Below are 20,303 nucleotides of genomic sequence, written 5' to 3'. Positions count from 1 at the left end.
AGTTTATAGAATACCAACCACGCTTCTCATCCCTAATGATAACTTAAAATTTTAAAGTAGCACCAACTAAAAAGTTGGTTGTGGCCTGTGGATAGTATCCCGCAAAATATCCTGTTGTAGTTCCTGTTGGACTTGATGTATCATCGAAATCATAAGATCCAAAATAACCATTTGACACATACTTTTTATTGAAGATATTGTTTACCAATCCAGACAATATGATTGATTTAAATAGCTTGTTAGGCTTAATTTCATAATTAATATTGAAATCATTCACAAAATAACTTTCTAAAAGGGATCCATCATTATCGGTATTTCCCATATATTGTTCACCAACGTACTTGCTCAATAATGATAATTGTAAACGTTCAACTGGGAAGAAATTTAAAGCATTACCAATTACTAATTCTGGAGAAAACGAGATATTAGTATTTCCTAGATTTACCAATTCTTCATTGATTGAAGATGAAAAATTTTTGTTTTTATTACTACTTATAGCAACATTTGTCGAGGTACTAAATAGCTTATTAAACTGAATATTGGCATCAACCTCAAATCCTAATCTATAACTTTTACCGCTTGTTGCTCTTATGGGACTACCAACATCATCCAGCTCACCTGTTAACACCAATTGATTTTCGTAAAACATATAGTATAGGTTTGTATTTACACTTGCTTTTTTACTATTATAACGCCAACCCAATTCAATATCATTTAAAGTTTCGTTTTCGGTAATACCTACTTTAAAATCATCACGATTTGGCTCTCTATTCGCTCTGGCATAGGACACATAAAAACTATTAAAATCACAATGTTTATAGGTTAAACCTACTTTTGGATTGAAAAAACTAAAATTATTATCTGTTACAAATTCAACTCTATCAGAATTTAATCCATTGGTTTTATAATTCACAAAACGCCCTTGTAAATCAACAAATCCAGTGAATTTTTTAGCTAATTTGAAAGTTGCTTTTGAAAAAACACTAAAGTCATTTTTAGTTGCATCACCTTCATAATAACGATCTCTAATATTCGTATTTGGACCTAAGTCGTTTCCCCAAATCACTTCTCCAAAATGATCGCCATCGTAAGAGCTATAAGATAAACCGGAAATAATTTCTAATGTGTTTTTCTTATAAGTCACGTTCGCGTTCAACACATAGAAATTATTATCTAACCATCTACGAACAATAACATCCGAATCATCTTCTATTAAATTGTTAAAATCTGCAGCTGATTCTTCTGGTTTATATTGTTCGAAATAGCCTTTCCCTTTGGTATAATTTAAACCAAGATTAGTAGACCAATAATTATCAATACGTTCATTCCAATGCAATTGGTAATGGTCTTGCCAATAGTTGTCCGTTTCATTTTCGTAAGTATATGGATTTTGACGACGATCTTCTTGCAACTGATCTGCTGTTAATCCAAACCACGATTGATACGTCCGTTCAACATTCCCAAAAGTTAATGCTTTAATTAACGTATTATCATCTTTGTAAACACCTTGTATGAAATACGACTTTAAATCTGTGAAAGCTCTATCCACATAACCATCAGAGTCTATCTTTGAAAAACGTCCAGAAATTTCAATACTTCGACTGCGCTCAGTATCTGCATATAATTGTCCTGTGCTTAATTTTACAGTATGTTTTCTTGTACCGAAACTACCAAAACTATTAGCAATTTCTCCCGAAGGGTCTTCTGAAGAGGCATCGGTTAACAAATTTAAACTCGCTCCAAAAGCTCCAGAACCATTAGTTGATGTACCAACACCACGCTGCAATTGTAAACTTTCTGTTGAAGATGCAAAATCTCCTAAATTCACCCAAAACGTGCCTTGACTTTCAGGATCGTTATAAGGAATTCCGTTGATGGTAACATTTACGCGTGTTGCATCCGTTCCACGCACTCTAATCCCTGTATAGCCAACACCAGCTCCAGCATCACTTGTTGTTACTACCGAAGGTAAAAAGTTCAGTAAAACAGGAATATCCTGCCCTAAATTACGTTTTGCCAATGCTTTTTTAGAAATGTTAGAATGTGTAATTGGAGAATCTGCATCCACACGAACCGCTTTTACTAAAACTTCATCTAGTTTTTCTGTTTTAGTTGAATCTTGAGTTTTTTGATTTTGTTGCGCATTGACACTGACTGATAAAACCAGTAGTGTTAAAAAAAGAAATAAATTTTTCATTACGATTATTTAAAATCGAATAAAAAGAGGTCATTATTCTTTATTGTTAATAATTGGTTTTTGAACGTTTCACTTACACGAAATCATATTGTTGATTTTAAATTCTTTTAAATATTTAATTATAGGCTAATTAAGATTTAGAAGTAAATAAACAACATTGATGACCTTATCGCACTCGCTAAAAATGTCCACTGGACATTTTCTTAACGCTCGTTTCCTAAACAGCATTATCTGTTCTAGGTTCAATGGGTATGATCTCAGCTTTTCAAAGTTAGAATTACAATATTGATTGTTAAAAATTATCTCGAATAACTGTTAACTTAATACTGTGACTGCCAACTGATTTAAGCACCCCTTTTATGAGAACGCTGCAAAGATATGTTAGATTTCTGGATTTCGATTTACGAATTATGATTTTTTTAATCAAGGTTTGGCTTTTGTCTATTTGCCTTCTTTTCAGAACGTTTTCGCTTACTTTTTAGTCGTTTTCTAATAACAGACTTCGGAACTTTTGTTGGTTTACGTATTTTTGGAACTTTTAAAGCATCTTTTATCAACGCTAAAAAGCGTTTAATAATAATGTCTTTGTTTTTATGCTGGCTTCGGCTTTCTCCACATTGCAAAATAAGGACACCTTCTTTTGTTAATCTATGCTGAAGTTTATCTAGAAGACGCTCTTTTTGGTCATCTTTAAAAATGAGTGATTCCGATAAATTAAACATTAATTCGACTTTTGAAGACACTTTGTTAACATGTTGCCCACCACTCCCAGAACTCCTAATAGCTTTAAAAGTTAACTCTTTTAGTATGTCTTCTTCATCAAACATAAACACCAATTAGGTTTTAAAATAAACTATATAATTCGTTTCTATCTCGCCCATATTTCAATATAAAATGAAACCGTAACTATGGCTATGCTTTAATTTTCTATTTTATCTGAACAAGAAATAATTCAAATTATTTATAGCTCATTTTAAAACCTAATTGGTATGGGATACTTGATGAACAGGTTTTAACAAATCATTTACCGTTTTAACTGGGTTGAAAGTTTCAAGAGGCACTTCAACAAAAATAGAGTTCCAATACGCCATACTTCCATTCCACAATCCAGGAAGTTCTAAAGCTTCTATATCCACACCGTTTTGCGTTTTAGTAGTAATAAAAGCGGCTTCAGGATCGACAAATTGTGTTAAATCAAACTTTTCGCCTTTATAATTTTTAACACCACAAACTAAATCTGTTGGGTTAAAATGAGTGGCTTTATAAACAATACTTTGTTGGTCTTTTTTACTAAAATTAATCTGAGCAAACTCGACAATTTGTAATGATGTTTTGCCATCTTCATCCTTAACCCAAAACGGACCGCCACCAGGTTCACCTTGATTTTTAACCATTCCACAAACACGAACAGGCCTGTTAAATTCCTTTTTTAAATAAGCTGTTTTTTCTTTATCAGCATAATCTGCGAAATCAATAGCAATAGGCACATTTAGTCTGTACCTTAAAAATAACGCCATCACTTTAAAATCTGTATCACCCAAATTACCAGCATCCAATTTATGTAGGTAATCAAAAACCTTTTGTTGTGCTTCGATTAAAACGCCTGCTAATAATTTCTTGAAATTTGAAACGCTTATATTTCTATCTGAAACAACGATATTATCTATGTTTTTTATAAAAATTAAATCGTTATTTAACTCATTTAAATTTTCTAAAAGCGCTCCATGTCCAGCAGGTCTAAATAAAACAGAACCATCATCATTTCTAAACACATCATCTTTAGCTGTGAGCGCTACTGTTTCAGTAGCTTCGTTTTGATATGAAAAAGACACATTAAATGTTGTTTTGGTTTTCTTTTCTAACGCTTCTCTTATACGACTTAATTCATTTGTAAAATATAATTGATGATTTTTAGATACTGTAAAATGAAGGTTTGCTTTTCCATTAGAGGTCGCATAAAGCGTGGATTCAAACAAATGCTCTTCAAAGGCTGTTTTGATCAGCGCATCATATTTATGAAAAGGCAACAGTCCCTTTGGAAGAAAACTATAATTGAGACCACTTGCATCAAGCATTGTTTTTACAAATTGCAAATATCTTTCATCTTCTGAAAATGTGTCAAAATCTGAATCGGCATTTCTAACTTTTGATATGACTTCATTGTAAAATGGAAACCTTTCTAACTCCTCAATAAAAGTTACAATTAATGCATCATTTTTTCTTTCTGCGTATTTTTCTATACTTCCCTTTGAAGGTTTAAAATCTTTAATAAACTGAAACAAAAACTTGAACATTCGTGTTGCAGCACCTGAAGCTGGAACAAACTTGACAATAGATAATTCGTTTTGTTTAGCTTCATATAAGTCTATAAATTCTTGAATTTCATTTTTGTCGTAACGTTCAATACCTTTACCAATAGTTGCTGCTGCCACTAAATTAGAAAAAGTCATACCGTCTTTTAATCGTGAAACTTGTGCATTTACTTGATCAGTTGTTATGCCTTTACTTTCTATTTGTTGAATATCTTTATCCGAAAACATTATACTTTGGGGTTTAATAGTTTGTCTATATACTTTACCGCTGTTTCTAAACGTGTTTTTTTATCTCCTTTTAGAAGTACATAAGGTCTTTTATAGGTTACTAATGCATTTTGAAAAGCCTCAAACATTTCTTTTCTATGCTCAGGTTTATCACGCAAATCATCAGCTTCCCAAGGTGTATCAATATAAGTTAAAAAATACAAATCGTATGAATTCTCTATGGCATATTTTTCTAGTAAAGGGTCGCAACTCCCTATGTAATAAGCTTCAGAATACACTTTGGTTTCTAACAAATCGGTGTCACAAATTAAAACAGAATTTGTTTTTTGTGCCAAGTCATTTTCTAGTTTCATTTGCCCTTCTGCAATGGGTAATAAATCTTTTGGTTCGCAGGTTTTTCGTTCGTCATTCCATTTGTTTTGGAGATATTCACGTGCATATTCTGGCACCCAAACCGAATTAAAATAGCGTGCCAATTGACGCGACAATGTTGTTTTTCCAGTAGATTCGGGTCCGAACAAAACTACTTTTAAGCAGTTAGCGGGTTGTTGTTTATACTTTTCTTCCATGCAATATATCCAAAAATGGCAATAAATGTAAAACCTAAATACTGTAAACTTGTAAATGTAAAACCTTTGTAAAAGTACAAGGGAACAGAAATGATATCTCCAATAATCCAAAAAATCCAATTTTCTAGCTTTCGCCTTGCCATTAACCACATGCCAACAAAAAATATAGCAGTAGTTATGGTATCAACATAAGCCACCCAACTCGTCCATTTATCAAATGATTGGTAAACTAAATAAACAAATAGTAAGGTTGCTAAAAATATGGCTATACTTATTTTTTTTTCGTTGAAAGACATAGTAGAAATTGGTGTAACATGCGTCTCGTCAACTTTCCTCGTCCAAATGTACCATCCATAAACACTCATTATAAAGTAATAAGCGTTAATCATCATATCTCCTAACAATTGCCACTTTAACAATAAATACACAAAAATAACAGTACTTATCATACCCGTTGGAAACACCAAAACCTTGTTCTGTTTTGAAAACCAAACAGAAAGAAAACCAAAAAACACAGCTACAATTTCAAGAACAATATCTATAGTTTCGTATTGCGAATATTGTCCAAAGAAAAACTCAAAAATGGGGCTCATAATCGTGTCTATCAGATTTTACAATTTTCATAAACAATAAACCGCTTTCAATAAGTTCGAAGGCTTCTTTTATTTCGGTAGTAAGTAGATGCATAACGTCATCATATTCGCCATAAACCTGAGTACTTAATGGGTTTTCAAGCACTTTTAGATTAGATGCTCTCAGTTTTTTGATAAAATTAATAATTGCAGGTTCGTAATCGTCATGCAATGGTGTTAAAGTCAATTCTACTGATATTTTCATCCTCTCTTAATCTCTCCGAAGGAGAGAAATTGTTATGGGTTAAACTTCTTTTCAAATTACAAATCTTCATTTTATTTTTCCCCTTTGGGGAAATGTCTGGAGGACAATGAGGATTTTATGAGATGCTGAAACGAGTTCAGCATGACAATTTACTTTCGTAAATCGTCAAAAAATAATTCATCTTCTTCAAAAGCAGTTCCGATAACCACTAAATCTGCTCCAGCATTATAAGCGTTTTCCAATTGAATTTTACTCCTAATGCCGCCTCCTACTATCAAAGGGGTATCTAATTCTTGTTTAACCCCTTCAATTATGTTATTACTAATTGGTTCTTTAGCACCGCTACCAGCTTCCAAATATATAAGCTTCATTCCTAACAGCTGTCCTGCTTTTGCTGTATCAATTATATTCTGAATATGTTCTCTGGGCATTGGTTTCGTATCTGTAACCTTTTCCACTGCTGTTTCTTTGCCGCTTTCAATTAAAATATAACCTGTTGAAAGTACCTCAAGTTGCGTTTTAGATAATTTATAAACTGCTTCCACATGTTTTCCAATTAAATAATCCGAGTTTCTTCCCGAAAGTAAAGATAAAAACAGCAATGCATTTGCCTTATCGGTAATTTGGGTAACATCTCCAGGAAATAAAACAATTGGTAAATTAGTTTGCTTTTTTATTTCTGAAACTAAACTATCTGTTGTGTTTTCATCAACAATACTACCTCCAACAAAGATATGCGTTGCAATAGATTTATTTACTTTCTTAATAAAACTACTTGTATTTTCAAATGAAAATTTATCAGGATCAATTAATACTGCCAATAATTTTTCTTTCGCAGAAACTGATTTTAGTATGCTTTGATATATATATTCTTTTTTTACCACAAATTCACGAATGATTTTCTTTATTCTCTTCTCTATTCTCTTTTTTCTTATTAAGCTATAGCATAGGCACAAGTGAATCCCTCAAACTCTAAAAAGTTAATATTGTAGCGGTGTTTTTCCTCTTCGTAATCAATCCAAGCCACGGTTTCTTTATCGCTTATTGAAAACGGGATAACCAAACAATGCTGTTTAAAGCTTAATCCAGGAGTGCAAAAAAGTTTATAAAGTGATTCTTTAACACACCAAATAGCAGTGAGCTTTTTTATGTAATCAGTAGCGTCTTCGTTCAAATAATCAAATTCATAGTCAATAAATTTATGAGCTATTATACTAATTTTATCGCGCTGTTTTTCAACATCAATACCAACTATAGAATTACTAACAATAACTGCCGAAAAATTGAATGAATGTGTTATGGATATTTGTTTACCATCCTTTAAATGAGGCTTTCCGTTTTCATCATAAAATAAATCAGCATCAGTATATCCAAATTCTTGTAATAAATGGCGAACACTCAAAAACCCACGTTGGTGCAATTCACTTTTCATACCTAAAACACGTTCCAAAGCAACTGGCTTCAAACTAACTTTCTCCATTAAAACTTCATAAGACTCCGTAATCTTCCAGATTTTAACAGTAGTTTGTGAATTTGGGATAATGGTTTTATATAAAGGCATTTAATATTCTAAAAGTTAATAGTTATCTTTGCACCGCCTAAGGCCGATTAAATTATTTGGTTAGCGAATTTAACCAAATTAAGCACCATTCGCAATCAAGTTTTAGGTTTTTAAACAAAAGAAAAAATACTATGAGCACAAAAACAATTCCTTACGAAACTAGCAAAGTAAAAGACATGTCTCTTGCAGATTGGGGACGAAAAGAAATAGAGTTAGCAGAAGCTGAAATGCCAGGACTTATGAGTCTTCGTGAAGAATACAAAAATGAACAACCTCTAAAAGGTTCAAGAATTGCTGGGTGTTTACACATGACCATTCAAACAGCCGTTTTAATTGAAACCTTACAAGCTCTAGGCGCAGAAGTTACTTGGAGTTCTTGTAACATATTCTCAACACAAGATCAAGCTGCGGCTGCAATTGCTGCTGCTGGAACTTCGGTATATGCATGGAAAGACATGACTGAAGAAGAATTTGACTGGTGTATCGAGCAAACCTTATTCTTTGGTGAAGACAGAAAACCACTAAACCTGATTCTTGATGATGGTGGAGATTTAACTAATATGGTGTTAGATAAATACCCAGAATTAGCAGCTGGAATTAAAGGTTTATCAGAAGAAACTACAACAGGTGTTCATAGGTTATACGAGCGTGTAAAAAACGGAACGTTACCAATGCCTGCCATTAATGTTAACGATTCTGTTACAAAATCTAAGTTCGATAACAAATACGGATGTAAAGAAAGTGCAGTAGACGCAATTCGTCGTGCAACAGACCTTATGTTAGCCGGAAAGCGTGTAACCGTTTGTGGTTATGGCGATGTTGGTAAAGGTACCGCAGCCTCTTTTAAAGGTGCTGGAAGTATTGTAACCGTTACAGAAATCGATCCTATTTGTGCGCTTCAAGCGGCTATGGATGGTTTTGAAGTTAAAAAACTAGAAACTGTTATTGGCAATACAGATATTGTAATTACAACTACAGGAAATAAAGATATCGTTCAGAGTCATCATTTCGAAGCTTTAAAAGACAAAGCTATTGTATGTAACATTGGGCATTTTGATAATGAAATTGATATGGCTTGGTTAAACAAAAACCACGGACATACAAAAAACACGATTAAACCTCAAGTAGACAAATATACAATCGACGGAAAAGATATTATCATACTTGCCGAAGGGCGTTTAGTAAACTTAGGTTGCGCAACAGGCCACCCAAGTTTTGTAATGAGTAACTCATTTACAAATCAAACTTTAGCGCAAATCGAGCTTTGGACTAACGCAGATGCTTACGGAAACGATGTATATATGCTTCCAAAGGCACTAGACGAAAAAGTAGCAAAATTACACTTAGCTAAAATTGGTGTGGAGTTAACAGAGCTTCGTAACGATCAAGCAAGTTATATTGGTGTAACTGTAGATGGCCCATATAAACCAGAGCATTACAGATACTAATTTCATTCTCGCGAAGGCGGGAATCTTATAAATTGAAACTAAAATTTAAATCCCAAGCAGTAATGTTTGGGATTTTTTTATTTGGGCGATACCCCGAAAAGGGGTCGGGCTCACTACTCTCCCGATTATCATCGGGATCAAACAAACCGTTCAATCCCTAACGCAGAAGACACAACTTCTATCAATCCACCAAATCCTCTTCAAAATACCACCAAAGACTAGATTCAATCGATTGTTTCATTTTATTGATATCAACACCCTCTTTTAAATATACTGTTATATTTTCACCAGCTCTATTTTGGCTAATACTTTCTGTAAGTTCAATGGTTTCAATCTCACTAAAATGTTCTAAGTGTTTTTTAATTCTTCCATCTAAAGATTCATCACTTAAAAAAATCTTAATGGTTGATTGCGTTGGGGAATTTCTAATTTCAGATCTAAACGGCAGCATAATCAATTAATTTCAAGTTATAAAATACACAAATTGCAAATGCAATAGTTTAAAGTTAAGGATTTAATTAATACCTTTTACAATTAAATATTAATGTATGAGTAATAAAAGAATAACAATTTTAAAAAATCAGCTATCTAAGTTAGAATCATTTATTCCTTTACTAGATAAAGAAAACCTTAAAGTTTCAAAATCTACGGTGGGTTGGCAATTAGACCATGCCTTGAAAGTATTTAATGCTGTTAGCAAGTGGACTGAAAATTCTAACCCTAAAGAATACAAGCGAAAATTCAATTTTTGGCGTTCTGTTTTATTCCCTTTGGGCTATTTCCCTAGAGGAAAAGTAAGAGCTCCAAAATATGTTTTGCCACCAGAAATTATTAAAAATGAAGATTTAAACGCGCAACTACAAACTGCTAGAACACATATTGAAAATCTAAAAACACTTCCCGAAAAAGCATATTTCAAGCATTTTATTTTTGGAATGTTATCAAAAAAACAAACCCTTCGTTTTTTAGAAATGCATACTAAGCATCATTTAAAAATTGTGAATGATATTTTGAAAAAATAAAAAACCCTCTCTGTAATCAGAAAGGGTTTTTTAAATTTTAAGAAAAATATTTCCTAAACCTCAAAAGGCTCAATAGAAACATAAGATTTGTTATCTTTTTTCTTTGTGAATTTTACAAGACCATCAACATATGCATGTAATGTATGATCTTTTCCTTGGTATACATTTTCACCTGGGTGATGCGTATTACCACGTTGTCTTATGATAATGTTTCCAGCAATAGCAGCTTGTCCACCAAAAATCTTAACACCTAAGCGTTTTGATTCTGATTCTCTACCATTTTTAGAACTACCAACTCCTTTTTTATGAGCCATTGTCTTAAGTTTTTATAGTGTTAAACTTAGTGGTTTGCAATTAAGCTTTACCACCATCTAATTCGTCTTGCCATTTTTTAAGCTCATCCCATTTACCATCAGCAGCTAATTTAGCTTGCGCTGGCCAAGTATCAGTTACGTGGTTTCCACGAACACCTGCGATGATTTCAGATATTGCAGCTGGTTTAGCTTTAGCTAAATCTGCATAAGTCGCGATTCCTGCCTCTACTAAAGTCGATGCAATTTTTGGACCAATACCTTCAATTTTCTTTAAATCGTCAGCTTTCCCTGTTGCTTTTTTAGCAGCAGCCTTAGTAGGTGCAGCTTTTTTAGCTTTAGGAGCAGCAGCTTTCGCTTCTACTTTTGGTTCTGCTTTTTTAACTTCTTTTTTCGGAGCAGCTTTTTTAGCTTCCTCGTTTTCAACTTTGGTTGCCTTTCTGGCTCCAGAAGTAGCAATGCTTTCAATTACGATTTCAGTTAAAGATTGTCTGTGTCCGTTTTTTACACGGTAACCTTTACGTCTTTTCTTCTTGAAAACTATTACTTTATCACCTTTAAGGTGCTTTAAGACTTTTGCACTAACTTGTGCTCCATCTATAGCCGGGGCGCCTACAGTTACTTTGTCACCATCACCTAAAAGAAGTACATTATCGAAAGAAACTTTCTTACCTTCTTCAGTTTGTAAACGGTTAACAAAAACTCTTTGGTCTTTTTCAACTTTAAATTGATGCCCTGCTATCTCTACAATTGCGTACATAGCGTAACGTTTTTATTAATTAATTTTGTTCAAAAATGAGTGCAAATATAATGCTAATTAATTAATCTACAAGCGTTATTATCAATTTTGAGGGATATTTCTAGTCTTTTTAAAAAGTTGCATAACCGTAAGTGAAGAAACTACTGTTGTAGCTAGCCCCATAACAGCAACCACAAAAGTTACCATACCAATATCTGCATTAAAACCACCTTTTATTTTTTGAAGCAACTCTGATAAAAAGGCGCTATTAACTTCCGTTGCATAAAACAAAAAGAAAATGGTAAAAATTATAGTGGCAACAAAACCCGTAATAATTCCAGTTTTAAACCCTTCTCCATAAGAGAAATTATCTAGATTCTCAAGTTTGCTTAAGCGAATCGCTTCATAAATTCCAATACCCGTAATGATAGCGTTTACAAAACTAAATGCAGGATTTGTATGTTTATCTACTAATGATAATACTAAGAAATAAGCTATTAACACTGCACTAGTTACTAAACCAAAACGAATGGGGAGTGATAAATTTTTCATCTTTTATTGGAATTAATTCTCTTAAATTTCGTGAAAATTCCTGAATAAAAATAATTTATCAATGGGAAACTTTATTTTAAAGGACTGATTTTGAATACATTTACTTCTTATATGATTGATTTTTATGAGACAAATACACTCCTAATAAAATAATTACACTGGCAATAGCTTGTAGCCAACTAAAGGTTTCACCATCAAAAAATCCCCACATTAAAGCCACTATTGGCATTAAATACGTTACCGATGACGCAAACACTGGTGTAGACATTTGCACCAACTTATTAAATAATATTTTAGCCAAAGCCGTACCAAAAAAAGATAAAATAGTAATGTAAACCATGGCCATTTTAAAGTTAGACTGACTAAATGTTTCTTCTGAAAAGAAATCTGAAAAAAGCAACACGATAACGGCTGGAATAAAAATACCCACAAAGTTGCCTGTAGCTATAGTTAACGGTTTTATGTGTTGCAAATACTTCTTTATAATATTTACATTAGTGCCATACATTAACGTGGACAAGATTACGAATATAGCATACCAATAATTTTGATTAGGGTTTAAATCTGCGCCTTTTAAAATGAGTAACGATGTTCCAACAAACCCAATAATAACACCTATTAGCTGCCTTTTAGTTGAAGTAATCTTAAAAACAGCAAAACCCAGCAAAATAGCATTTAGAGGGACCAAGGAATTTAAAACTGAAACCACAGCACTGTCTATTTCTGTTTCAGCAATTGCGAAGAAAAAAGAAGGAATAAACGAGCCTAAAACTCCAGATATAGTGAGCCATTTCCAATCTGTAGGTTTTATTGTTTTTATGGTTTTAAAGCCCATTGCAAATAAAAACAGTCCCGTAATAACAATCCTTAAAGCGCCTAACTGATAAGGCGTTAACCCTAAAAGTGCTTTTTTAATTAAGATAAAGGAACTCCCCCAAATTAACGACAGAACAATAAGATATAACCATTTAGAACTTATACCACTCATTAATTTGATTTTGAAAGCACAAAATTCAACTTTTTAACACAATAAACCGCGCTATTTAGTAGTTTTGTGATATAAACATTTATAGATTATTTTAATGCAAACTATAAAACATGTTTTAACACTTACACTAATGGTAACTTTTGTATTTAGCTGTAAAAACGAAAAGAGTCCAGAAGTAAAAACTGTTAAAATTGAAACTGAAGTTGCAAAAGAATTAGACCCGAATGCCACTTACGCTAAAGCGGAATTCACGATTGATGGTATGACATGCCAAATAGGTTGCGCTGCCACTATTCAAAAGAAAATCTCCAAAATGGATGGCGTAAAATCTGCAACTGTAGATTTTGACAGAAAACTAGCTATGGTTGAATATAACGAAGCCAAAGTAACACCAACAACATTAGAAGAAGCTGTTACTAAAGTATCAGACACTTATAAAGTAAGCGATATGAAAATGGTTGAAGGTTTCTCTGTAAAATAAGCATGTGCTGCTGATTGTAAAATGGTTTGTTGTTCAGAAAAAGATAAAAAAAGCTGTGAATCAGATTGTAAAAAAGCATGTTGTACTAAAAAGGAAGCTTAAGGAAAGTTATTCTATACATTATACAGACCTGTCAGGTTTTTAAAACCTGACAGGTCTTTTTTTGTTTATTTCCAAGTAACCGTTTCCATTATACGCTTAATATCCTTTTGCAAATAATCAGCAGCAGGTAAAATAGAATCGTAATTTGGTTTAGCGTAGAAGTACAAAGAACCTGTTAAGAAATGATTCACACTATCCGTTACATAAAACTGTGCTGGTGATGCTACATTTCCTTTTACTTCAGATAGCATTCCATAAACCTTTCTTTCATTATCTTCAAACGGATAAGCAGGGATTTCATCCGCTTTTTTTGTGTGTTCTAAAGTAAATTTTTGAGCATCTCTTAAAAAATCTATTAAAATTTTTTTGTCTTTTTCTATAGCCTTATACGTTAAAAAAATAGTGCCTTTTAACGTTGGATACTCTAAATTAACGCCATAGCTTTGAGTAACTGATTTTAATTGTTTTGAAACCACTTTTGTAGCTAGTAAATTTTTATCGAACGTAAATGGCAATTCTAAATTTATATCAACATAATTTGCTCTTGGGTATTCCAACCTTAATTCTGCTTTTGGTTTTGGCACATAATCTTCACCACATGATAGTAGCACGAACACATAAGATAATAGAATACTTTTAAGTAAGTAAGTATAATTCGTTTTCAAAATCATGAAGTTTTCAGTTTTCAGTGGTAGTTTTCAGTAATTTATAATATGGTGAATTTAACAAGCTTAATCCTTTTTTTATCCATAGCCTCAATAGTAAAAACGTAATTTTCAAAATTTATTTTACTATTCAGTTTCGGGAAACTACCAGATATTTCTAACACAAAACCTGCAACAGTTTCTGCTTCACCTTTATTGTCTTCAAAAACAACATCATCTTCAATCTTTATAATTTTATAAAAATCTTTTAAAGCTGTTTTGCCTTCAAATACATAATTATTATCATCTAATTTAGAATACATTAAATCCTCATCGTCAAACTCATCACTAATATCTCCAACAATTTCTTCAATTATATCTTCTAAAGAAATTAAACCAGAAGTTCCTCCATATTCGTCAACAACAACGGCTAAATGCACTTTCTTTTCTTGAAATTCTGCCATTAAATCGTCTAATTTTTTATTCTCTGGAACAAAGAAAGGCTCGCGCAATAAGCTTGTCCAATCAAATTTTTTTCTATCTATATAAGGCAACAAATCTTTTACATATAAAATCCCCTCAATGGTATCCATATTATCTCGATATACAGGAATTCTTGAATAACCATTTTCAATAATTTCTGGCATAATTTCAAGATATTTCTGTTCTATTTTCAATGCGAAAATATCAATACGCGGACGCATAACCTGTTTTGTGTCTGTATTACCAAAAGACACGATACCTTGTAAAATTTTGTGCTCCTCTTTAGTGGTATCTTCTTTACTGGTAAGCTGTAAAGCTTGAGACAATTGGTCCACACTCAAATTAGATTTTTGCTTTCCTAATTTATTGTGAATCCCTATAGTTACACTGCGCATGGGCAAACTAATAGGCGACAAAACTACATCTAAAACCTTAAGTGGGTAAGCCATAAAAGTGGCAAACTTTAAGTTATTTCTGCTGGCATAAATTTTTGGTAAAATTTCACCAAAAAGCAAAATTAAAAAAGCAACTACTACAACCTCAACAATAAACTTAATCTGTGGATTTGCAACGCTTTCAAAAATAAGATCTCCTAAAAAGGCAAACAAAATAACAATGGCTATGTTTATAAAATTATTGGCTACTAATATAGTAGCTAATAGTTTTTTGGGGCGTTCTAAAAGTTTAGCAATAATTTCAATACGCTTTGATTTTTGCTCTAAACCTGGTTCTACATCACCTCTATTCAAAGAAAACAGTGCCACTTCGGCACCAGAGATAAGCGCGGAACACAATAGAAGTAAAAACAATAATGCAAAACTAAAAACAACTGAAACGTCAATTGCCATAATTAAAAGTATACAACTCGCGGGGTCAGGATCCAATTACTAATGGTTTAGTTAAACATAGAGTTCTCGATAAGTTATCGAGAATATTATTAAAATGGAAGATCATCTTTTTCATCTTCTATGGGCTGACTTGTTGGTTGCTGGCTTTCAGTAGGTTTCTCTGTAGCTGGAGTATTTGAAGCATTATTTGCGCTTTCTTTTTTAGTTGAAAGAAATGTGAAATCGGTACATTGAATTTCGGTAGAATATCTATCATTACCCTTATCATCTTGCCATTTTCTGGTCTTTATCCTACCTTCAACATACACCTTATCGCCTTTACTTAAATATTTTTCACAAATTTCCGCTCCTTTATTTCTTACTATAATATTGTGCCATTCAGTATTTGTAATGCGCTCGTTAGTTTGCTTGCTTGTATAGGTTTCGCTAGTAGCAATTGGAAAACGACCAACACAACCGCCACCTTCAAAATAATGCATTTTTACTTCATCACCTAAATTACCAATAAGCATTACTTTATTTAAAGTTCCAGACATAATTTATGTTTTTTATATAGAGTGCAAAACTACTCATTTGCTTCACATTTTTTTAAAATTAATAAAAAAATATGATTACTTAGACTATTCTATTGAAAATTAAATGATTCAATAAAATTTCCTAGTAAAATTGGCACTGCATAATTTTGAATGTTACTTATTGAAACCCCTTCAACAGACAACTTATCTACATTCAGAATCCAAAATTTAGTATATAAATGTTGATGCGATAATTTGTGTACAATAGCTTCCTTATTATACAAGGACAATTCAAAAGACACATCTCTCAATAAATCCTCATTTTCAATCTGCTTTTTAAAACTTTTAACATCAATATTCTTTTCAGTTTCAATTAAAGGAAACTGATATAAATTTTGCCAGATCCCCTTGCCTTCTCTTTTTTCTAGAATTGTTTTGTCATCTTCAGAAATAAACACTAAAAAATTGAAATGCTTTTTTTTCGCTTTCGCGGATTTAATTTTTACTGGTAATTCAGCTATTCTATTGGTATTAAAAGCGATACACCCATCATTAAAAATACAAATATGACAATACGGGTTTTTGGGCTTGCATTGCGTAGCACCAAACTCCATAATAGCTTGATTAAATTCTGCAGGATGTTTTTCATCAATTAACTCTTGCGCTAAAGCTTTAAATTCTTTCGCTCCTTTTGAAGAATTTATAGGTGTATCAATTCCAAAATATCTGGACAGTACGCGATATACATTCCCATCTACTACAGCAGCGGGCTCATTAAAACAAATAGAAGCTATGGCACTTGCCGTATAATCGCCAACACCTTTTAGTTTTAGTAAATTCTTATAATTATCTGGAAATTTTCCTTTCAACTCAATGGCGACGTACTTAGCAGATGCATGTAAATTTCTAGCGCGAGAATAATAGCCAAGGCCTTGCCAAAGTTTTAAAACATCGCTTTCATCAGCTTTTGCCAAATGAAAAACTGTTGGGTATTTGCTAACAAAAGCTTCATAATATGGCAACCCCTGTTTTACTTGGGTTTGCTGCAAAATGATTTCCGATAACCAAATGTAATATGGGGTTTTAGTTTCTCGCCAAGGCAAATTTCGCTTATTGTTTGAATACCAATACGTTAAGGTTTTTGAAAATATCATGAATTCAATTAATAGAGCAAACAAAAATAAACGTTTATAATATTAAATTTTAGTGAATTAGGTTTGAAATATTGAATATTAAATTCCTATATTTGCATCCCTTTTAGAATTTAGAATAACACAAAAAATAATATATTAAAATGACGAAGGCTGATTTAGTAGCAAAAATTTCTGAGAAATTAGGAATTGAAAAAGGAGATGTTCAAGCAACTGTTGAAACATTTATGGAAGAAGTAAAAACTTCTTTAGAAGGTGGTGATAATGTTTACCTAAGAGGTTTTGGAAGCTTTATAATTAAAACTAGAGCTGAAAAAACAGGTAGAAACATTTCTAAAAACACAACCATTAAAATACCTGCTCATAATATCCCTGCATTTAAGCCTGCAAAAGTTTTTGTAGAAGGCGTTAAAACAAATGTAGACGTTAAATAAAGCACGCGTGCTGAACTTGTTTCAGTATTAAACGAATTATTAATTTAAAAATACACTATTTATGCCAAGTGGTAAAAAACGTAAAAGACATAAGGTAGCGACGCACAAACGTAAAAAACGTAGACGCGCTAACCGTCACAAAAAGAAAAAATAAATCAAAAAAGTAGTTAGATTAGCTACTTTTTTTGGTTTTAAAACCCCCTAAATCCCCTTCGGGGATTTATTAAAAAGTTCATTGAAATGAGTTCATTAATTTTTTAACGCCTTTGGTGTTTTATGAACTCCACGGATTTAAAATCCTGTGAAATGCCTTAGAAAAAAGTTAGTCTTAAACTATTTAGATTAATTAAGGCATTCAATCTGACGATTAAAAAATAATATTAATTATCAGATTAAAAAATAATGTATAATCCATCTGTATAATTTGGTTGTTAGTTAGTGGTTATTAGTTATTGGTTGTTATTCTATAAAATTTCAATTCTTAACTTTTACTTTTAACTCTTAACTAGAGCGTATGGATAAAAATTAACTGAATGGATAAAGAATTGATCATTAGATCTAGTTCCGACAATGTTGATTTTGCCTTATTAAAAGATGGAAAACTTATTGAATTACAGAAAGATGAAGATAGTAACGACTTTGCTGTTGGTGATGTGTTTATAGCCAAAATCAGAAAAGCCGTTCCTGGACTAAATGCTGCATTTGTTAATGTAGGTTATGAGAAAGATGCCTTTTTGCATTATCATGATTTAGGGCCTAAATTACCTTCTCTTTTAAAATTCACAAAACGTGTAAGCACAGGTAAACTAAAAGATTTTTCTTTAAAAAATTTTCCATTTGAAAAAGATATTGATAAAGGCGGCAAAATTGCAGATGCCTTAAAATCAAATCAATCGCTATTAGTACAAATCGTAAAAGAACCTATATCGACAAAAGGCCCTAGAATAAGCTCAGAGCTTTCTATTGCAGGCAGATATATTGTTTTAGTGCCTTTTTCTAGCAGAATTTCTGTTTCTCAAAAAATAGAAGACCGCGAAGAAAAAGACCGACTAAAACGCTTGGTAAAGAGTATTACTCCCCAAGGTTTTGGCGTTATTATTCGTACTGTAGCACAAGGCAAAAAAGTAGCTGAACTAGATAAAGATTTACAAAATTTGCTTAGTCGTTGGACGGCAATGTGTAAAAAGCTACACAGAGCACATCACCCCAGTAAAGTATTAGGAGAAATGAATAAAGCCTCGTCAATTTTACGAGACATATTCAATGATTCCTTTACAGGAATTACTGTTGATGATGAAGAGCTCTACTATCAAATTAAAGATTACGTGCAAGAAATTGCACCTAACAAAGAATCAATAGTTAAATTGTATCAGTCAAAAGTTCCAATTTTTGAAAAATTTGGAATTGAAAGACAAATTAAAACCTCGTTTGGAAAAACCGTTTCTATGGCTAAAGGTGCCTATTTGATAATTGAACACACCGAAGCACTACATGTTATAGATGTAAACAGCGGAAACAGATCAAACAAAGCAAACAATCAAGAGGATACAGCATTAGAAGTAAATTTAATAGCTGCTACAGAAATGGCTCGTCAATTACGCTTGCGTGATATGGGCGGTATCATTGTAGTAGATTTTATTGACATGACCAGTGCTGAAAACAGGCAAAAATTGTTCAACCATCTTCGTGATGAAATGAAAGATGATAGAGCAAAACATAAAATATTGCCTCCAAGTAAATTTGGATTGATACAAATTACAAGACAACGTGTTCGCCCAGAAATGAACATTAAAACCCGCGAGGAAAATCCAGACGGTATTATTAATGGCGCTGAGGTTGAAGCACCTATAGGGTTGCTTCAAAAAATAAATCACGATCTTGAAAAACTAATTAAAAAAGACTATAAAAAGCTGACTTTAAACACACATCCTTTTATAGCTGCCTTTTTAACAAAAGGTATTCCATCTGTACGTTCTAAATGGTTTTTAGAGCACAAAAAATGGGTTAAAGTTTTACCAAGAGATGCTTACACATACCTAGAATATCATTTTTTTGACAAAGATGGTAATCAAATTAAATAATTAAAAAACCCGCTACTTTTAAAGTTAGCGGGTTTTTTGTTTTTATACATCATTGCGAAACCTTTAGGTTGTGGCAATCTTATTCTAATATCAACGCTTTTAATAATTTTTTGGGCAATTGCTAAAGCACCGCGCTTTCCGCTATATCTTTTTAAAACGTCATAGTGAGGACAAAAGATGTGGCTATCTGCCAATTTTTATCTCTAAACAAAATTTATAACACTTTTGTTTTTTAAAAAGGATGCCGCTGCAATCACTATTGCGGAATTTAGTCCTCCACTACAAATTACCAATTACTGAAGGATATTTTTTTTACCACTGTTACCGCCACTAAGCAGGAGCTTAGCGGTAGCGGGGGATTTCGATTTTTCTTATCGGAATTGTATCGAGAAGTTGGGCGTTACCGCAAGGGTCGGGCTTTCACTACTCGCTTCCTCCTACGTCGGCGAGCTCAAACATCCCGTTCAATCCCTAACGCATGAATACTTTTTAGACTTTATTCAAAAGCTGTTTGAATTGAATTTAATTTAAGATCTTTTTCTACTCCTAAAATATATACCTCTAAAGAATTAAAATCATCATTAAAAAATATATCTGCAGCTTCTTTTAATCTATTCTCAATAGAATCTTTCTTTAAAAGTACTTCATATCCATTGATAAGTTTAATTGATTGTGACCATCTTTTATGCGAATCCTCACTACCTATTAGAAGTTTATTTGAAATTCCTTCTTCTAAAAGAGGCCTTATTTTGGGTCACACGTAAAAGTTGGGGAATAATATTATTTTTGGATAAAAAAGT

General features: G+C 32.5%; 22 protein-coding genes. 5 read left to right on the top strand and 17 right to left on the bottom strand.

The window, feature by feature from the left end; all coding sequences use genetic code 11:
- Nucleotides 1-43 precede the first annotated feature (43 nt).
- The 8 genes from AAC024_RS00110 to AAC024_RS00075 all read right to left on the bottom strand — a co-directional run bounded on the left by AAC024_RS00110 (nucleotide 44) and on the right by AAC024_RS00075 (nucleotide 7,704).
- Nucleotides 44-2,197: a TonB-dependent receptor gene (locus AAC024_RS00110; protein ID WP_339893053.1), complete on the bottom strand. Its 2,154-nt coding sequence runs from the start codon at nucleotides 2,195-2,197 to the stop codon at nucleotides 44-46.
- Nucleotides 2,198-2,616: 419 nt separating this feature from the next.
- Nucleotides 2,617-3,024, bottom strand: a complete 408-nt coding sequence (arfB, locus tag AAC024_RS00105) for an alternative ribosome rescue aminoacyl-tRNA hydrolase ArfB (protein ID WP_339893052.1) — start codon at nucleotides 3,022-3,024, stop codon at nucleotides 2,617-2,619.
- A gap of 153 nt (nucleotides 3,025-3,177) precedes the next feature.
- Nucleotides 3,178-4,737 (bottom strand): DUF4301 family protein, encoded by a 1,560-nt coding sequence (locus tag AAC024_RS00100; protein WP_339893051.1) that lies wholly within the window; start codon nucleotides 4,735-4,737, stop codon nucleotides 3,178-3,180.
- Nucleotides 4,737-5,306 carry an ATP-binding protein gene (locus AAC024_RS00095; protein ID WP_339893050.1) on the bottom strand — a complete coding sequence of 190 codons (570 nt, stop codon included), beginning with the start codon at nucleotides 5,304-5,306 and terminating at the stop codon, nucleotides 4,737-4,739. Before AAC024_RS00095 ends, AAC024_RS00100 begins: the two co-directional genes overlap by 1 nt.
- On the bottom strand, nucleotides 5,267-5,899 hold the full coding sequence (pnuC, locus tag AAC024_RS00090; RefSeq protein ID WP_339893048.1) for a nicotinamide riboside transporter PnuC: 633 nt from the start codon (nucleotides 5,897-5,899) through the stop codon (nucleotides 5,267-5,269). The genes AAC024_RS00095 and pnuC overlap by 40 nt, the downstream gene beginning before the upstream one ends.
- The gene (locus AAC024_RS00085) at nucleotides 5,883-6,143 is read right to left on the bottom strand and encodes a hypothetical protein (protein WP_339893047.1); all 261 of its coding nucleotides are present in this window, start codon (nucleotides 6,141-6,143) and stop codon (nucleotides 5,883-5,885) included. Before AAC024_RS00085 ends, pnuC begins: the two co-directional genes overlap by 17 nt.
- Before the next feature lie 149 nt (nucleotides 6,144-6,292).
- Complete coding sequence (locus tag AAC024_RS00080; RefSeq protein ID WP_339893247.1) at nucleotides 6,293-7,009, bottom strand: geranylgeranylglyceryl/heptaprenylglyceryl phosphate synthase; 717 nt, start codon at nucleotides 7,007-7,009, stop codon at nucleotides 6,293-6,295.
- Nucleotides 7,010-7,077: 68 nt separating this feature from the next.
- Nucleotides 7,078-7,704 (bottom strand): 4'-phosphopantetheinyl transferase superfamily protein, encoded by a 627-nt coding sequence (locus AAC024_RS00075; RefSeq protein ID WP_339893046.1) that lies wholly within the window; start codon nucleotides 7,702-7,704, stop codon nucleotides 7,078-7,080.
- Between the two features lie 131 nt (nucleotides 7,705-7,835).
- Between AAC024_RS00075 and ahcY the strand changes: the two genes are divergently transcribed.
- The gene (gene ahcY / locus AAC024_RS00070) at nucleotides 7,836-9,152 is read left to right on the top strand and encodes an adenosylhomocysteinase (RefSeq protein WP_339893045.1); all 1,317 of its coding nucleotides are present in this window, start codon (nucleotides 7,836-7,838) and stop codon (nucleotides 9,150-9,152) included.
- 181 nt (nucleotides 9,153-9,333) lie between these two features.
- On the opposite strand, the gene AAC024_RS00065 is transcribed toward ahcY, so the two are convergent.
- A complete protein-coding gene (locus AAC024_RS00065; protein ID WP_339893044.1) occupies nucleotides 9,334-9,603 on the bottom strand; it encodes a hypothetical protein in 270 nt (89 codons plus the stop codon).
- A gap of 97 nt (nucleotides 9,604-9,700) precedes the next feature.
- Between AAC024_RS00065 and AAC024_RS00060 the strand changes: the two genes are divergently transcribed.
- The gene (locus AAC024_RS00060) at nucleotides 9,701-10,174 is read left to right on the top strand and encodes a DUF1569 domain-containing protein (protein ID WP_339893042.1); all 474 of its coding nucleotides are present in this window, start codon (nucleotides 9,701-9,703) and stop codon (nucleotides 10,172-10,174) included.
- Nucleotides 10,175-10,227: 53 nt separating this feature from the next.
- Here the strand turns inward: AAC024_RS00060 and rpmA are convergent, their stop codons facing one another.
- The 4 genes from rpmA to AAC024_RS00040 all read right to left on the bottom strand — a co-directional run bounded on the left by rpmA (nucleotide 10,228) and on the right by AAC024_RS00040 (nucleotide 12,764).
- Nucleotides 10,228-10,488 (bottom strand): 50S ribosomal protein L27, encoded by a 261-nt coding sequence (rpmA, locus tag AAC024_RS00055; protein WP_271756919.1) that lies wholly within the window; start codon nucleotides 10,486-10,488, stop codon nucleotides 10,228-10,230.
- A gap of 40 nt (nucleotides 10,489-10,528) precedes the next feature.
- Nucleotides 10,529-11,245, bottom strand: a complete 717-nt coding sequence (gene rplU, locus AAC024_RS00050; RefSeq protein WP_339893041.1) for a 50S ribosomal protein L21 — start codon at nucleotides 11,243-11,245, stop codon at nucleotides 10,529-10,531.
- A gap of 81 nt (nucleotides 11,246-11,326) precedes the next feature.
- On the bottom strand, nucleotides 11,327-11,776 hold the full coding sequence (locus tag AAC024_RS00045) for a DUF4199 domain-containing protein (RefSeq protein WP_339893040.1): 450 nt from the start codon (nucleotides 11,774-11,776) through the stop codon (nucleotides 11,327-11,329).
- 100 nt (nucleotides 11,777-11,876) lie between these two features.
- Nucleotides 11,877-12,764 carry an EamA family transporter gene (locus tag AAC024_RS00040; protein WP_339893039.1) on the bottom strand — a complete coding sequence of 296 codons (888 nt, stop codon included), beginning with the start codon at nucleotides 12,762-12,764 and terminating at the stop codon, nucleotides 11,877-11,879.
- A 94-nt stretch (nucleotides 12,765-12,858) separates the two neighbouring features.
- Here AAC024_RS00040 and AAC024_RS00035 point away from each other — a divergent pair, with 94 nt between their 5' ends.
- On the top strand, nucleotides 12,859-13,245 hold the full coding sequence (locus tag AAC024_RS00035; protein WP_339893038.1) for a heavy metal-associated domain-containing protein: 387 nt from the start codon (nucleotides 12,859-12,861) through the stop codon (nucleotides 13,243-13,245).
- 167 nt (nucleotides 13,246-13,412) lie between these two features.
- Here the strand turns inward: AAC024_RS00035 and gldD are convergent, their stop codons facing one another.
- The 4 genes from gldD to mutY form a co-directional block, all read right to left on the bottom strand.
- Nucleotides 13,413-14,012 (bottom strand): gliding motility lipoprotein GldD, encoded by a 600-nt coding sequence (gene gldD, locus AAC024_RS00030; RefSeq protein ID WP_339893037.1) that lies wholly within the window; start codon nucleotides 14,010-14,012, stop codon nucleotides 13,413-13,415.
- Nucleotides 14,013-14,053: 41 nt separating this feature from the next.
- A complete protein-coding gene (locus tag AAC024_RS00025) occupies nucleotides 14,054-15,358 on the bottom strand; it encodes a gliding motility-associated protein GldE (protein WP_339893036.1) in 1,305 nt (434 codons plus the stop codon).
- 53 nt (nucleotides 15,359-15,411) lie between these two features.
- Complete coding sequence (ssb, locus tag AAC024_RS00020; protein ID WP_339893035.1) at nucleotides 15,412-15,858, bottom strand: single-stranded DNA-binding protein; 447 nt, start codon at nucleotides 15,856-15,858, stop codon at nucleotides 15,412-15,414.
- 89 nt (nucleotides 15,859-15,947) lie between these two features.
- Entirely contained in the window at nucleotides 15,948-16,991 is a 1,044-nt protein-coding gene (gene mutY / locus AAC024_RS00015) for an A/G-specific adenine glycosylase (protein WP_339893033.1), read from the bottom strand.
- A 140-nt stretch (nucleotides 16,992-17,131) separates the two neighbouring features.
- On the opposite strand from mutY, the gene AAC024_RS00010 reads away from it, so the two are divergent.
- Complete coding sequence (locus AAC024_RS00010; protein WP_055442767.1) at nucleotides 17,132-17,422, top strand: HU family DNA-binding protein; 291 nt, start codon at nucleotides 17,132-17,134, stop codon at nucleotides 17,420-17,422.
- A 533-nt stretch (nucleotides 17,423-17,955) separates the two neighbouring features.
- Nucleotides 17,956-19,503 carry a ribonuclease E/G gene (locus tag AAC024_RS00005; RefSeq protein WP_339893031.1) on the top strand — a complete coding sequence of 516 codons (1,548 nt, stop codon included), beginning with the start codon at nucleotides 17,956-17,958 and terminating at the stop codon, nucleotides 19,501-19,503.
- Nucleotides 19,504-20,303: the final 800 nt, after the last annotated feature.

Origin of the sequence: uncultured Algibacter sp. (genome assembly GCF_963976535.1) — a bacterium.
Taxonomy (GTDB): Bacteria; Bacteroidota; Bacteroidia; order Flavobacteriales; family Flavobacteriaceae; genus Algibacter_B.
This window is presented reverse-complemented; position numbering and strand designations above follow the sequence as displayed.